Annotated in this window: 9 protein-coding genes; 7 read left to right on the forward strand and 2 right to left on the reverse strand. The window is 71.9% G+C overall.

Going from position 1 to position 14977, the window contains the following annotated elements; genetic code table 11:
• Nucleotides 1–2: 2 nt before the first annotated feature.
• From nuoL to ACFV5H_RS00795, 5 genes are all read left to right on the forward strand, one after another.
• Complete coding sequence (gene nuoL / locus ACFV5H_RS00775; RefSeq protein ID WP_385192014.1) at nt 3–1967, forward strand: NADH-quinone oxidoreductase subunit L; 1965 nt, start codon at nt 3–5, stop codon at nt 1965–1967.
• A 5-nt stretch (nt 1968–1972) separates the two neighbouring features.
• A complete protein-coding gene (locus tag ACFV5H_RS00780; RefSeq protein ID WP_385045601.1) occupies nt 1973–3544 on the forward strand; it encodes an NADH-quinone oxidoreductase subunit M in 1572 nt (523 codons plus the stop codon).
• Nucleotides 3541–5190 carry an NADH-quinone oxidoreductase subunit NuoN gene (gene nuoN / locus ACFV5H_RS00785; RefSeq protein WP_385192016.1) on the forward strand — a complete coding sequence of 550 codons (1650 nt, stop codon included), beginning with the start codon at nt 3541–3543 and terminating at the stop codon, nt 5188–5190. Before ACFV5H_RS00780 ends, nuoN begins: the two co-directional genes overlap by 4 nt.
• A gap of 174 nt (nt 5191–5364) precedes the next feature.
• Nucleotides 5365–7338 carry a DNA helicase RecQ gene (gene recQ, locus ACFV5H_RS00790; RefSeq protein ID WP_385045607.1) on the forward strand — a complete coding sequence of 658 codons (1974 nt, stop codon included), beginning with the start codon at nt 5365–5367 and terminating at the stop codon, nt 7336–7338.
• Nucleotides 7339–7425: 87 nt separating this feature from the next.
• Nucleotides 7426–8334, forward strand: coding sequence for a DUF1963 domain-containing protein (locus ACFV5H_RS00795; RefSeq protein WP_385045609.1), 909 nt, complete (start codon nt 7426–7428; stop codon nt 8332–8334).
• Nucleotides 8335–8410: 76 nt separating this feature from the next.
• Here ACFV5H_RS00795 and ACFV5H_RS00800 read toward each other — a convergent pair whose 3' ends face one another.
• Nucleotides 8411–9352, reverse strand: a complete 942-nt coding sequence (locus ACFV5H_RS00800; RefSeq protein WP_385045612.1) for a M56 family metallopeptidase — start codon at nt 9350–9352, stop codon at nt 8411–8413.
• 168 nt (nt 9353–9520) lie between these two features.
• Nucleotides 9521–10735 (reverse strand): fumarylacetoacetase, encoded by a 1215-nt coding sequence (gene fahA, locus ACFV5H_RS00805; RefSeq protein ID WP_385045614.1) that lies wholly within the window; start codon nt 10733–10735, stop codon nt 9521–9523.
• Between the two features lie 244 nt (nt 10736–10979).
• Between fahA and ACFV5H_RS00810 the strand changes: the two genes are divergently transcribed.
• Nucleotides 10980–12239, forward strand: coding sequence for a DegT/DnrJ/EryC1/StrS family aminotransferase (locus ACFV5H_RS00810; protein WP_385192018.1), 1260 nt, complete (start codon nt 10980–10982; stop codon nt 12237–12239).
• Nucleotides 12232–14970 carry a lipopolysaccharide biosynthesis protein gene (locus ACFV5H_RS00815; protein WP_385192021.1) on the forward strand — a complete coding sequence of 913 codons (2739 nt, stop codon included), beginning with the start codon at nt 12232–12234 and terminating at the stop codon, nt 14968–14970. Before ACFV5H_RS00810 ends, ACFV5H_RS00815 begins: the two co-directional genes overlap by 8 nt.
• Nucleotides 14971–14977 lie beyond the last annotated feature (7 nt).

Raw genomic sequence — 14977 nt, forward strand, 5'->3', positions numbered from 1 at the left:
TCGTGGAGAACCTGATTGCGCTGCTGGTGGCGGCGCCCCTGCTCGGAGCGGTGGTCCTGCTGTGCGGCGGACGCCGGCTGGACGCCGTCGGCCACTGGATCGGCACGCTGCTCGCGGCCGTCTCCTTCGTGCTCGGCATGGTGCTGTTCACCGACCTGCTGGGCAAGGGCGCCGAGGAACGCACCGTCACGCAGCACCTGTTCAGCTGGATCCCGGTGGAGGGCTTCCAGGCCGACGTCGCCTTCCGGCTCGACCAGCTGTCGATGACGTTCGTCCTGCTGATCACCGGCGTCGGCTCGCTGATCCACCTGTACTCCGTCGGGTACATGGAGCACGACGAGCGGCGCCGCCGCTTCTTCGGCTATCTGAACCTGTTCCTCGCGGCGATGCTGATCCTCGTCCTCGCCGACAACTACCTGCTGCTGTACGTCGGCTGGGAGGGCGTCGGTCTCGCCTCCTACCTGCTGATCGGCTTCTGGCAGCACAAGCCCAGCGCGGCGACGGCGGCGAAGAAGGCCTTCCTGGTCAACCGCGTCGGCGACATGGGCCTGTCCATCGCGATCATGCTGATGTTCCTGTGGTTCGGCACCTTCGCCTTCGGGCCGGTGCTCGGCACCCTGGAGGAGCCCGGCCTCGCCGGGCAGGCCGGTGAGGGCAAGCTCACCGCGATCGCGCTGATGCTGCTGCTCGCCGCCTGCGGCAAGTCCGCCCAGGTGCCGCTGCAGTCCTGGCTCGGGGACGCGATGGAGGGCCCGACCCCCGTCTCGGCCCTGATCCACGCCGCGACCATGGTGACGGCGGGCGTGTACCTGATCGTCCGCTCCGCGGCCGTCTTCAACGGCGCCCCGGACGCCCAGCTGGTCGTCACCATCGTCGGCGCGGTCACGCTGCTGTTCGGTGCGATCGTCGGTTGCGCGAAGGACGACATCAAGAAGGCGCTGGCCGGCTCGACCATGTCGCAGATCGGCTACATGGTGCTCGCCGCCGGCCTCGGCCCCATCGGCTACGTCTTCGCGATCATGCACCTGGTGACGCACGGCTTCTTCAAGGCCGGGCTGTTCCTCGGCGCCGGCTCGGTGATGCACGGCATGAACGACGAGGTCGACATGCGCCGCTACGGCGGACTGCGCAAGTACATGCCGGTCACGTTCGTCACCTTCGGCCTCGGCTACCTCGCCATCATCGGCTTCCCGGGCCTGTCCGGCTTCTTCTCCAAGGACAAGATCATCGAGTCCGCGTTCGCCAAGGGCGGCACCGAGGGCTGGATCCTCGGCGCCTGCGCCCTGCTGGGCGCGGCCATCACCGCGTACTACATGACACGCGTGATGCTGATGACGTTCTTCGGCGAGGAGCGCTGGCGCAACGCCCCGACGCCGTCCCCGGCGCAGCCGGACGTGGAGCCCGCCGCCGAGACGCGCGGTGCCTACGAACCGCCGCACCCGCACGAGTCGCCGAAGATCATGACGATCCCGATGATCGTGCTGGCCGTCGGGTCGGTCGCGGGCGGTGCCTTCTTCAGCATCGGCGACCGCTTCATGCACTGGCTGGAGCCCATCACCGGCCACGACCACGGTCACGCGCCGATCAGCGCCATGACGGTGACCGCCGCCACGGTCGCCGTGATGGTCATCGGTGTGGCGGTCGCCTGGGCCCAGTACGGGCGCCGTCCGGTGCCGGCCGTCGCCCCGCGCGGGTCGCTGCTCACCCGGGCCGCCCGGCGCGACCTGCTCCAGGACGACTTCAACCACGTGGTCCTGGTCCGCGGCGGTGAGCACCTCACCCGCTCGCTGGTGTACGTCGACCACACCCTGGTCGACGGGGTCGTCAACGGCACGGCGGCCTCCATGGGCGGCCTGTCCGGGCGGATGCGCAGGCTGCAGAACGGCTTCGCGCGGTCCTACGCGGTCTCGATGTTCGGCGGCGCGGCGGTCCTCGTCGCCGCGACCCTGCTGATGAGGGCGGTCTGATACCGATGTCCTTTCCTCTGCTGACAGCGACGGCGGCGCTCCCGGCCATCGGGGCGATCGCCACGGCCGCCGTACCGGCCGCGAAGCGCACGGCCGCCAAGTGGCTGGCCCTGCTGTTCTCGCTCGCCACGCTCGTGCTGGCGATCGTCGTCCTGGTGCGGTTCGACCCGGACGGCGACCGCTACCAGCTCACCGAGTCCCACGCCTGGATCGCGGACTTCGGCGTGCGGTACGAGCTGGGCGTGGACGGCATCGCGGTGGCGCTGATCGCGCTGACCGCGCTGCTGATCCCGTTCATCGTCCTCGCGGGCTGGCACGACGCCGACCCGCTGGAGACCGGTAGCAAGAGGTGGCGGCCGACGCAGGGCTTCTTCGCCCTGATCCTGGCCGTCGAGGCGATGGTGATCATCTCCTTCGAGGCCACCGACGTCTTCCTCTTCTACATCTTCTTCGAAGCCATGCTCATCCCGCTGTACTTCCTCATCGGCGGCTTCGGGGACCGTGCCCACGAGCACGGCGAGGAGAAGGCGGCGACGCAACGGTCGTACGCGGCGGTGAAGTTCCTGCTCTACAACCTGGCCGGCGGTCTGATCATGCTGGCCGCGGTGATCGGGCTGTACGTGGTAGCCGGGAACTTCTCGCTCACCGAGATCGCCGAGGCGCGGGCCAACGGCTCGCTGGACATGGCGACGAACACCGAGCGCTGGCTGTTCCTCGGCTTCTTCTTCGCCTTCGCGGTGAAGGCGCCGCTGTGGCCGCTGCACACCTGGCTGCCCAACGCCATGCAGGAGTCCACCGCCCCGGTGGCCGTGCTGATCACGGCGGTCGTCGACAAGGTGGGCACCTTCGCGATGCTCCGCTTCTGCCTCGGGCTGTTCCCGGAGGCCAGCAAGTGGGCGACGCCCGCCATCCTCGTACTGGCGGTCGTCAGCATCATCTACGGCGCGCTGCTCGCGGTCGGCCAGCGCGACATCAAGCGGCTGATCGCGTACGCGTCGATCTCGCACTTCGGCTTCATCATCATGGGCATCTTCGCGATGACCAGCCAGGGCCAGTCCGGGGCGACGCTCTACATGGTCAACCACGGCATCTCGACCGCCGTGCTGATGCTGATCGCCGGGTTCCTGATCTCGCGGCGCGGCTCCCGGCTCATCGCCGACTTCGGCGGTGTGCAGAAGGTCGCCCCGGTGCTCGCCGGAACCTTCCTGATCGGCGGGCTCGCGACCCTCTCACTGCCGGGGCTCGCGCCCTTCGTCAGTGAGTTCCTGGTCCTGGTCGGCACGTTCACGCGCTATCCGGTGATCGGCATCATCGCCACCTTCGGCATCGTCCTCGCCGCGCTCTACACCCTCGTCCTGTACCAGCGGACGATGACCGGTCCGGTGAAACCCGAGGTCTCCGCGATGCCCGACCTGCGGGTGCGGGAGATCGCGGTGGTGGCGCCGCTGGTCGTGCTGCTGGTCTTCCTGGGCGTCTACCCGAAGCCCGTCACGGACGTCGTGAACCCGGCGGTGGAGCACACCATGTCCGACGTACAGAAGAAGGATCCTCAGCCCGAGGTGGAGGCGGCCAAGTGAGCGCAACAGCCGTCCACAGCCTGTGGACAACGGCGGCCGATCCGATCTCGAAGATCGACGCGCCGAAGATCGAATACGGGCAGCTCGCGCCCACCCTGATCATCGTCGGCGCGGCGGTCGTCGGGGTGCTGGTCGAGGCGTTCGTACCGCGCAAGTCCCGCTACTACGCACAGATGTTCGTCTCCGTGGTCGCGCTCGTCGCCGCCTTCGCCGCGGTCGTGGCGCTCGCCGCGGACGGCTACGGCACGACCAAGGCGGGCATCGCGGCGATGGGCGCCATCGCCGTCGACGGGCCGGCCCTGTTCCTGCAGGGCACGATCCTGCTGACGGCCCTGGTCGGCCTGTTCACCTTCGCCGAGCGCCGGCTCGACCCGGAGGCGCACGGCAACCGGGTGGACTCCTTCGCCGCGCAGGCCGCGTCCGTACCGGGCAGCGACAGCGAGAAGAAGGCGGTCAAGGCCGGGTTCACCACCACCGAGGTGTTCCCGCTGCTGCTCTTCGCGGTCGCCGGCATGCTGGTCTTCCCGGCGGCCAACGACCTGCTGACGCTGTTCGTGGCGCTGGAAGTCCTCTCGCTCCCGCTGTACCTGATGTGCGCGCTGGCCCGTCGCAAGCGGCTGTTGTCGCAGGAGGCGGCGGTCAAGTACTTCCTGCTCGGCGCGTTCGCCTCCGCGTTCACGCTGTTCGGCATCGCCCTGCTGTACGGCTACTCGGGCTCGATGTCGTACGCCACGATCGCCCAGGTCGTCGACGGCACCGTCCCGGAGGTCACCCCGGCGCTCGCCGACACCATGGGCAACGACGCGCTGCTGCTGGTCGGCGCCGCGCTGCTGGTCATGGGCCTGCTGTTCAAGGTCGGCGCCGTCCCCTTCCACATGTGGACGCCCGACGTGTACCAGGGCGCCCCGACGCCGGTGACCGGTTTCATGGCGGCGGCGACCAAGGTGGCCGCGTTCGGCGCGCTGCTGCGGATCCTGTACGTCGTGCTGCCGGGTCTGCGCTGGGACTGGCGGCCGGTCATGTGGGCCGTCGCCATCGTCACCATGCTGGCCGGTGCGATCGTGGCGATCACGCAGACCGACATCAAGCGGCTGCTGGCGTACTCGTCGATCGCGCACGCGGGCTTCATCCTCGCGGGTGTCATCGCGACCACGCCGTCCGGCATCTCGTCCGTCCTCTTCTACCTGGCGGCGTACTCGTTCGTGACGATCGGCGCGTTCGCGGTGGTCACGCTGGTCCGGGACGCCGGCGGCGAGGCGACGCACCTGTCGAAGTGGGCGGGCCTCGGCCGGCGCTCCCCGCTGGTGGCGGCGGTGTTCGCGGTGTTCCTGCTGGCCTTCGCGGGCATCCCGCTGACCTCCGGTTTCGCCGGGAAGTTCGCCGTGTTCAAGGCGGCGGCGGAGGGCGGAGCGGCCCCGCTGGTCGTGGTCGGTGTGATCTCGTCGGCCATCGCGGCGTTCTTCTACATCCGCGTGATCGTCCTGATGTTCTTCAGCGAGCCGCGCCCCGAGGGCCCGACCGTCGCGGTTCCGTCACCGCTGACGATGACGGCGATCGGAGTCGGCGTGGCCGTCACGGTGGTGCTGGGCGTCGCACCCCAGTACTTCCTGGAGCTGGCGGGGGACGCGGGAGTGTTCGTGCGCTGACACGGCCCTCACCGGCACGTCGACGACGGCCCGGCACCCTTCGGGGGTGCCGGGCCGAAGTCGTCGGGTGAGCGGCCTGTGGATAACTCCGGGGCTGTCGGTGCGGACCCCTATCGTGGAGGCAGTGGTCGAGGGACGGCTTACGGGGGCACGGTGACGGGCGGTAATGGCGGGATGGCAGTGACGGAGAGCGAGGCGTTGGCCACGCTGCACCGGGTGTTCGGATACGACGCCTTCCGTGGTGAGCAGGAAGCGGTCATCGAGCACGTGGTCACGGGCGGCGACGCCGTCGTGCTCATGCCGACCGGTGGCGGAAAGTCGCTCTGCTACCAGATTCCGGCCCTGGTCAGACCGGGTACGGGTGTCGTCGTCTCCCCGCTCATCGCGCTGATGCAGGACCAGGTGGACGCGCTGCGGGCGCTGGGCGTGCGGGCCGGGTTCATGAACTCCACGCAGGACTTCGACGAGCGGCGCGTCGTCGAGGCGGAGTTCCTCGCCGGCGAGCTGGACCTGCTGTACCTCGCACCGGAGCGGCTGCGGCTGGACAGCACCCAGGACCTGCTGTCGCGCGGCAAGATCTCCGTCTTCGCGATCGACGAGGCGCACTGCGTGTCCCAGTGGGGGCACGACTTCCGGCCGGACTACCTCATGCTGTCACTGCTCGGCGAGCGGTGGCCGGACGTACCCCGCATCGCGCTCACGGCGACGGCCACGCACGCCACGCACCGGGAGATCACCGAGCGTCTCGGCATGCCGGACGCCCGGCACTTCGTGGCGAGCTTCGACCGGCCCAACATCCAGTACCGGATCGTGCCCAAGGCGGACCCCAAGAAGCAGTTGCTGAGCTTCCTGCGCGGGGAGCACACCGGGGACGCGGGCATCGTCTACTGCCTGTCGCGCAACTCGGTGGAGAAGACCGCCGAGTTCCTCTCCCGCAACGGCGTCGAGGCGGTGCCGTACCACGCGGGCCTCGACGCGGGGACGCGCGCCGCGCACCAGGCGCGGTTCCTGCGGGAGGAGGGCCTGGTCGTGGTGGCGACCATCGCGTTCGGCATGGGCATCGACAAGCCGGACGTCCGCTTCGTCGCCCACCTCGACCTGCCCAAGTCCGTGGAGGGCTACTACCAGGAGACGGGCCGCGCGGGGCGCGACGGGCTGCCGTCCACGGCGTGGATGGCGTACGGGCTCAACGACGTCATACAGCAGCGCAAGCTGATCCAGTCCGGTGAGGGCGACGAGGCGTTCCGGCGGCGGGCGGGCCAGCACCTGGACGCGATGCTCGGCCTGTGCGAGACCGTCCGGTGCCGGCGCGGCCAGCTCCTCGCCTACTTCGGCCAGGACCCCGACCCGGCGGGCTGCGGCAACTGCGACACCTGCCTCACCCCGCCGGAGACCTGGGACGGGACCGTCGCGGCGCAGAAGGTGCTGTCCACGGTGGTGCGGCTGCAGCGGGAGCGCGGGCAGAAGTTCGGCGCGGTGCAGATCGTCGACATCCTGCTGGGGCGGCGCACGGCCAAGGTCATCCAGTTCGACCACGACCAGCTCTCCGTGTTCGGCATCGGCGAGGAGCTGACCGAGGCCGAATGGCGGGGCGTGGTGCGCCAGTTGCTCGCCCAGGGGCTGCTCGCCGTCGAGGGGGAGTACGGCACGCTGGTGCTGACCGAGGCGAGCGGGGCGGTGCTGCGGCGGGAGCGGGAGGTGCCGCTGCGCAAGGAGCCGAAGAAGCCGGCCACCTCCCGGTCGGGCGGGTCGGGTTCGGGCCGGGGCGACCGCAAGGCCAAGGCCGCCGCGGCCGAGCTGCCCGAGGAGCTGCAGCCCGCGTTCGAGGCGCTGCGCGCCTGGCGTGCCGAGCAGGCGCGGGAGCAGGGGGTTCCGGCGTACGTCATCTTCCACGACGCCACGCTGCGGGAGATCGCCACGGTGTGGCCCACGTCGGTGGCCGAGCTGGGCGGGATCAGCGGGGTGGGGGAGAAGAAGCTGGCGACGTACGGGGAGGGTGTGGTGGCGGTGCTGTCCGGGCTGTCCGGGCCGGGGGACGGCGTCGCCGCGGCATCCGGGCCGGGGGACGGCGTCGCCGCGGCATCCGGACCGGCGGACGGCTCCGACGACTGGCCGCAGGAGGAGCCGGAGCCCGACGGCTGGGAGTGACACCGGCGAGGCCCGGCCAGGTCGCTCCCGGGGCGACGCCGAGGCACCGGCGATGGATTGTCAGTTCTCCGTGCCAGGGTGTCCGGCATGACGAATCTCGACGAATTCCGTTCCTCAGCCCTTGAGTCGGGAGTTTCCGAGGCTTCCCTCGCGCTCATCCTGAAGCATCTGCGGCCCGCCTACGGACTGGGTTACGGGAAAGAAGCGGTGGGCTACCTGGGCGGGTATCCGGAGCTGCCGGTCGGTATGACGTGGGACGGCGACGAGGTCTTCATCGCCTCCATCGACCTGGGCGCCCTGCCCGAGCACGATCTGGACACCGGGCTGCCCAGGGAGGGCCGGCTGCTGCTCTTCGGGGAGACCTGGTCCGGCCTCACCATGCTGGACTGGACCGACGGGCCGCCCTCCTTCCCTTACGCGCTGTACATACCGCCGGGGACGGAGACCGTTCCCTGGGACCCCTCGTCCGCGGGTGATTCGTTCGACGAGAACTACGTCATCAAGCGTCAGCCGCTCGCGGCCACGACCATCTGGGACATGGACGGCAACATGGACGCGGACGACTTCCACCGCGACCCGGCGGACATGGACGACGAGGAAAGGGAGATGTACGACGAGGCCGTGGCCCTGCGGGAGGCGATCGAGGAGTTCCGTTCCCTCGCCGGGCACTTGTCCCCCCTGAACCTCGACGGCTGGGGCGACCTGAAGCTGTGCGGAGTGGCGCACTGCCAGCAGGAAGAGGTGGAGATCGAGGTCGTCGACAGGGTGGAGAGGCGGAAGAGGGGGCGGGCCGAGCACGGGGAAGGCCCGCATCCGGACGAGTACGAGTCCGGCCTCGCCACCAGGGAAGAGCAGCAAGCCGCCTGGAGACCCCTGGCGGAGGCCGGGCAGGACAACCTCTTCGGAGAGGGCGACGGGGCGCTGTACTGGGTCGTTCCGCGCACGGACCTGGCCGTCCCCCGGTTCGACCGCACCGAACTGGTCTATCAGTGCTGACCTCCGCGCTGTCGTCGCGGGCAGGCCTCGGGCACGGGACCGGCCCCGCCGTGACGGCGGGGGAGTGACCCCTGGCTCAGGGCAGCGTGCTCAGCAGGCCCGGGGCGAAGGTGATCAGCAGGGGCAGCAGGGGGACCAGGGCCGCCGCGGCCGTGGTCAGGGCGCGGTCACGGCGGCCGAGGCGGGGCGGGGGCTCCAGGAGGCGGTCGACGCGTTCGCCGAGGAGGCGGTGGCTGGAGGCGCAGGAGAGGACGCCCCGGTGCTGGTTGAGCTCGATCAGCGCCAGTGCCGTGGTCAGGTGGCCGCAGCGGCGGGAGGCCGTGTCGTCGGCGGACAGTTCGACCAGGCGGTGGGTCTGGTCGCAGAAGTGCGCGAACAGCGGGACGCGGGGGAAGCCGGTGGCCAGCGCGGTGGAGAGGTGCAGCAGCCAGTCGTGGCGGGCGCGGGCGTGCCCCCGCTCGTGGGTGAGGACGGCGTCGAGCTGGTGGTCGGTGAGGCGCTGCAGGGCGCCGGTGGTGACGATCAGCTGGGGCGGGCTGCCCGGCATCCACCAGGCGTCGGGGTACTCGTCCTCCAGCACCAGCAGGGGACCGCGGGCCGCGGGGAGTCCGGCGGGCAGGTCGGGGGCGCGTTCCCGCAGATGCTCCCGGGACCGGGCGCGCCGGCGGCGGGCCTCGACCAGTTCACGCCCGAGCATGGCCGTCGTCCAGGCCGCCCCGGACGCCAGCAGCACGGTGAGGGTGATGGTCCAGGGCGAGGCGGCGGACAGGTCGTACGCTGCGGTGACCGCGGGCGGGGCCGGGGCGAAGAGCTGGGCGCGGACGGTGCCGAAGACGGCGGCGGCACCCAGGGCGAGCGCCGTGACGCAGCACAGCAGGACGGTGGCGACCAGGCACTGCCACACCCACAGGGCGACCACCGGTTCCCGTTCCGGCCACTTCGCCCGGGTCAGCGCCCGGGGGACGGGCACGGCGGCCGTCACGGCGACAACGCTCAGCAGGAGCAGGCAGACGGTCATGCCACGGGCTCCGGATCCTGTCGGAAGAGGGCGGCTTCGGGTCGTGCTGGGGCGTGCGGGAAGTGCGAGGGGAGCGCGGCGCGAACGCACACACCGCCCGACGCCAAGTATGACGGCGAAGGGCGGTGTGAGTCAGGGGTCGTCGAAGATCGGTGAAGGCCGGACGGGTCAGACCGTGGGGACCACCCGTCCCGTGACCTCGCCGAGGCCCACGCGGACGCCGTCCGGGCCCGGCGCCCAGGCCGACAGCGTCACCACGTCACCGTCCTCCAGGAACGTCCGCTTGCCGTCGGGGAGTTCGAGGGGATCGCGGCCGTTCCAGGTCAGTTCCAGCAGCGAGCCGCGTTCCCGCCCGGTGGGACCGCTCACCGTGCCGGAACCGTACAGGTCGCCGGTGCGCAGACAGGCGCCGTTGACGGTCATGTGGGCGAGCTGCTGGGCGGCCGTCCAGTACATGGTGGAGAAGGGGGGTTCGGAGACGACATGACCGTTGACGGTGACGGTGATCCGCAGGTCGTAGCCGCCGGGTTCCTCGGCCGCGTCGTCCAGGTAGGGCAGCAGCTCGTGCGTGCGCTCCGGCGGCGCGACGCGGGCCTCGTCAAGGGCGTCCAGCGGGGTGATCCAGGCCGACACCGAGGTGCTGAAGGACTTGCCGAGGAACGGGCCGAGGGGGACGTACTCCCAGGCCTGGACGTCGCGGGCGGACCAGTCGTTGAGAAGGCAGAGCCCGAAGACGTGGTCGCGGAAGTCGCCGAGCGGCACCGGCCGGCCCGGCTCGGACGGTACGCCGACCACGAAGCCGACCTCGGCCTCGATGTCCAGCCGGACGGACGGTCCGAAGACCGGGGCGGCGTCCGTGGGCGCCTTGCGCTGACCCGAGGGGCGTACGACGTCGGTGCCGGACACCACGACCGTGCCGGCGCGGCCGTGGTAGCCGATCGGCAGATGCTTCCAGTTGGGGGTCAGGGAGTCGGCGGCGTCGGGGCGGAAGATCTGGCCGACGTTCCGGGCGTGGTTCTCGGAGGCGTAGAAGTCGACGTAGTCCGCGACCTCGAAGGGGAGGTGCAGGGTCACCTCGGACAGCGGGTGGAACAGCGGCTCGACGGTCTCCCGGTGCGCCGGGACGGTCACCCACGCCGTGAGCGCCCGCCGCACGTCCGACCAGGCCGTGCGGCCCGCCGCCAGCAGCGGGTTGAGGGTCGGACGGGCGAGCAGGGAGGCGTACGGCGAGCCCAGGGCGTGTGCCGCCGCGCCGGCGTCGAGGACGTGGTCGCCGAGCCGGACGCCCACGGTCCGCTCCGACGAACCGGGGGGCGAGAAGACGCCGTACGGCAGGTTGTGCGGGCCGAAGGGATCGCCCTCGGGGACATCGAAGGGGGGCATCGGGTGCTGCCTCGCTTTCGTGTGCGCAGGTGCTCCACGTGTCCGTGGCCGTGCCACACGTTACGGGTGGGACGCCGGTCTTGGGCAGAGCCGACGTGGTGGCGCACCCCGCTTCCCCTTGCGTACCGGAAGTTATCCACAGAACGGGAGGCAATCTTGACGGAGCGGTGCGAACGGGGCGACTCTGGGCAGGTGCCGGAAGGCCTCGGGGAGGGGGCGTTTCCGAAGGCACACTGGGGGGCGGATGGCCATTGGGGAGGCCGGCCCGCGCTCGGCGCGCTCGGGATCGCAGTCGAAACGGCTGGAAGAGACCATGCGCGGCCGGCTCGGCCGGGAATGTGTGTACGTGCCGTCATGCAGGTTCGGGCTGTTCGTGGCGTTGCGCCACTGGTGCCCGCCGGGCGGCAGGGTGCTGATGTCGCCGGTCAACGACGACGTCATCTTCTTCGTGGTGCTGGCGGCGGGGCTGCGGCCGGTGCAGGCGCCGTTGAACCCGTTCGACGGGTCCATCGACATCGGCGCCGTGCCCGAGGAGACATGGGGCTCGCTGTCCGCCGTACTGACGACGAACCTGTACGGAAACCCGGACCCGGCGCCGGAACTGCGTGCGCGCTGCGACGCGTCGGGCATTCCACTGATCGAGGACGGGGCGCATGCGATCGGCAGCGAGGTCGGCGGGCGGCCGGTCGGGACCTGGGGCGAGGCCTCCGTTTTCAGCCTTTCCAAACATGCCGGCGCCCAGGCGGGCGGCATCCTCGCGCTCGCCGACCCGAGCCTGGCCGAGGCGGTGCGGGCCGCCTGCGACGAGCTGCTCACCCCGCCCCGGGCGGCGTCCGAACTCGCCTACGTCCTACGGCCGTACGCCGAGGCGGCCGTACGGGGGCTGGGGCTGCGACGGGCCGCCTGGGCGGCGCTGGGGCTGCTGGGGCTGACGGAGCGCGACGGGATCAGGATGCCGTTGCGTCCGGACGCGCTGGCCGCGGCCGTCGGCGCGGCCCCGGACCTGACCGCGCACGACCCCTGGGTCCGCGTCGACATGCACACCTACCGCCTGCGGTCAGGACCGCTGCGGCTGCGGCGGATCCGGCGCAGGCTCGGGCGGCTGGACGAGGTGCTCCAGGCATGCCGGGACGGCACCGAACTGCTGCTGTCGACCCGGTGGGCCCGGCCGGGGGAGGGGAGCCGGGCGCAGCCGCTGTTCCGGGTGCCGCTGCTGGTGGCGGACCGGGACGCGGCGATCGCGGCACTGGCCCGGCGCGGGATCGTCGTCGGCTATCTCTACGACCCGCCCCTCGACGACTACGCGGGGAAGGCCTTCACGGACCCGTCGCCCGCGCCGGAGGCGGCCCGCTGGTTCGCGCGGCACGCGCTGCCGGTGGACCCGCTGCGGGCGAGGGAGGCCGTCGACGTGCTGGAGCGGTCCGGTGTCCGGCCGGCCGAACCGCCGGAGGACCTGACGCGGCCGGGGACACCGGCCGACGGGCCGGAGCCGGCCCGTGACTGACACCCGGGTGCACGAGCCCGCCGCGGCGCGCGCCGACGGCGGGCCCCGGCCCGCCGGGAGCCCGTCCGGCTCCGACTCCCTGTTCAAGAACGCCTACTTCCTGATGCTCAGCACGGGTGTGTCCGCCGTCCTCGGCCTGGGGTTCTGGCTCGTGGCCGCCCGCTACTACTCCGAGGAGGCCGTCGGCCAGGGCTCCGCCGCGATCGCCGCGATGCGGCTGCTCGCCAGCATCACCGCGACCACGATGATCGGCGCCGTGGTCCGCTTCGTACCGCGGGCCGGCCGCGAGACCGGACGCCTGGTGTGGGGCGTGTACCTGGCGAGTTCGGTGGTCGTCACCCTGGCCGCGGGCGTCTTCCTGCTCACGCTCGACCAGTGGGGCCCCTCCTACGCACCCCTCGGCACCCCGATGGCCGGGGCGCTGTTCGTCGCGGCGTGCGTGGCGTGGGCGCTGCTCACCCTCCAGGACGGCGTGCTCACGGGGCTGCGCAAGGCCGAGTGGGTACCGGCCGGGAACGCGGTGTTCTCCGTCGGGAAGCTGGCCCTGCTGGCCGTCTTCGCGAGCACACTGCCCGTGCTGGGCATCTTCGTGTCCTGGGCCGTGGCCATCGCGTTCTCCACCCTGCCGCTCGGCTGGCTGATCTTCCGCCGGCTCATTCCGCGCCAGGCCGCCGCCGACCACGACGTGGAACCGCCCGGCCTGCGCTCCATGGGTCGCTTCCTGGCCGGCGACTCGCTCGGCGCGCTGTTCAGCCTCGCCATGATCAATCTGCTGCCCGTGATGGTCGCGGTCCGCTTCAGCGCGGCGGAGAACGGCTACTTCTACGTGGCGTACACCGTCGGCGGCACGATGGAGTTCATGGCCATCAACATGGCCTCGTCGCTCACCGCCCACGCCTCGCACGATCCGCGTCAGCTCGCCGACGGCGTGCGCGGGGCGCTGCGCAGGATGACGCTGCTGCTGGTGCCGGTGGTCGCGGTGCTGGTCGTCTTCGCGCCCCAGATCCTCACGCCGTTCGACGCGGACTACGCCGAGCACGGCTCGACCGTGCTGCGGCTGCTCGCGCTCGGCGCGCTGCCCCGCGTGGTCGTGGAGCTGTACATCGGGGTGCTGCGGGTGCAGGGGCGCACCGGTGTGCTCGCCGCGCTCCAGGGTGCGATGTGCACGCTGGTGCTGGGCAGCGCGACCGTGCTGTTCACCCCGGCGGGGATCGCGGGGGCCGGATGGGCGGTGCTGATCAGCATGACGCTGATCGCGGCCGTCTCGGTGTTCGGGCTGCGCGCGGCGCTGCGCGAGAAGACCGGCGGGCCCGTGGAGCGGTCCGCCGCCGTTCCCGACTACGGCACGCGCTGGGCCCGGCTCAACGCCACCGCCGGGTACAGCACGAACTGGGCGCGCCGGGCGGCGTACGAGCACAAGGACCCGGAGGACGACGAGGACGACGAGGAGACCGTCACGCTGTTCATCGGCCGCCCCGGCTACGAACGGGAGGCCCTCCAGGCGGACACGGTGGCGTTCATCGTGCGGCCGCCGGCCCCGGGCGAGCGGGGGGACGACGCCGGCGGTGAGGACCGGTCGCCTCCCGAGGAGACCGGTGTCCGGGAGGAGACGTCGGGGGAGCCGGACCGGGGCGGGGGCCCGGTGGAGGACGGGGAGAACCGTGCGCACCCGGCCGTGTCCTCGTGGGAGAGGCGGGTACCGGCGGAGGCGAGCGGCACGCCCTGGGCCACCGAGGCGACCCCCAGCGCCCCGCCGCGGGCCGGACATCCGAGTCCTGCCGGGCTGTCGAATCCCTCGGGGCTGTCGAGCCCCGCTGGGCCGTCGGACTTCGTCGGGCGGCCGGACTCCGCTGGCCCGCTGGGCTCTGCCGGGCTGTCGAGCCCCGCTGGGCCGCCGGACCGCGCCGGGTATTTGGACTCCGTCGGGCCGTCGGACTCCGTCGGGCCGTCGGACTCCGTCGGGCCGCCGGACTCCGCTGGGCCGCCGGACCGCGCCGGGTATTTGGACTCCGTCGGGCCGTCGGACTCCGTCGGGCCGCCGGTCCCCGCCGGGCCGCCGGACTCCGTCGGGTCGTCGGCGTCCGGTACCGACCCCGGCCGCCGGATCGCGGGAACCCTCTGGAGCCTGCTCGCGCTCGCGACCCTCGTCTTCTGGTTCTCGATGCGCGGGCTTCCCTGGTCCGACGGCGCGGGCGAGCCCACGGGGCGTCAGGTACCGGAAGACCTCCCGCTGTCCGCGTCGGCCGCGGGAGGAGTACTGCTCCTCGTCTTCGTCGCCTCGGTGACCTTGTTCGGACGGCCGGTCCCCTGGCTCTCCGGTCTCGCGCTGAGTTCCGCCCTGCTCGCCCTGCACACCGCGCCCGTCGCCCTCGGGTGGCGGCCCGAGCCGGTGGACGGGGCGCTGTACACCGACGCGGCCCGCTCCCTCGCGGAGGCGGTGGGACTCGACGGACCCGGTGCCGTGCTGCGGTGGGCCCCCTTGGTGTTCCAGCTGCTGTGCCTCGTACCGCTGTGGCTGCTGCTCGCACGCGCGGGCGGGCGGCTGACGTGGCCGGTCCGCTGGGGCGTGCTGTATCTCGCCGGGGTGGCCGGCTGGGTGTTCCGGGAGGCACTCGCACCGGTCGCGCCGCCCCTGCTGGTCGCGCTCCTGGGGCTGCTGCTGCTCAGCCGCGCGGTACCGGCGGCACGGCTCGCGCTCCGCGACGGACGGAACGGCCCGCCCGGCCACTGAGCGGCCG

Source organism: Streptomyces sp. NPDC059787 (assembly GCF_042732315.1).
Lineage (GTDB): Bacteria > Actinomycetota > Actinomycetes > Streptomycetales > Streptomycetaceae > Streptomyces > Streptomyces atrovirens.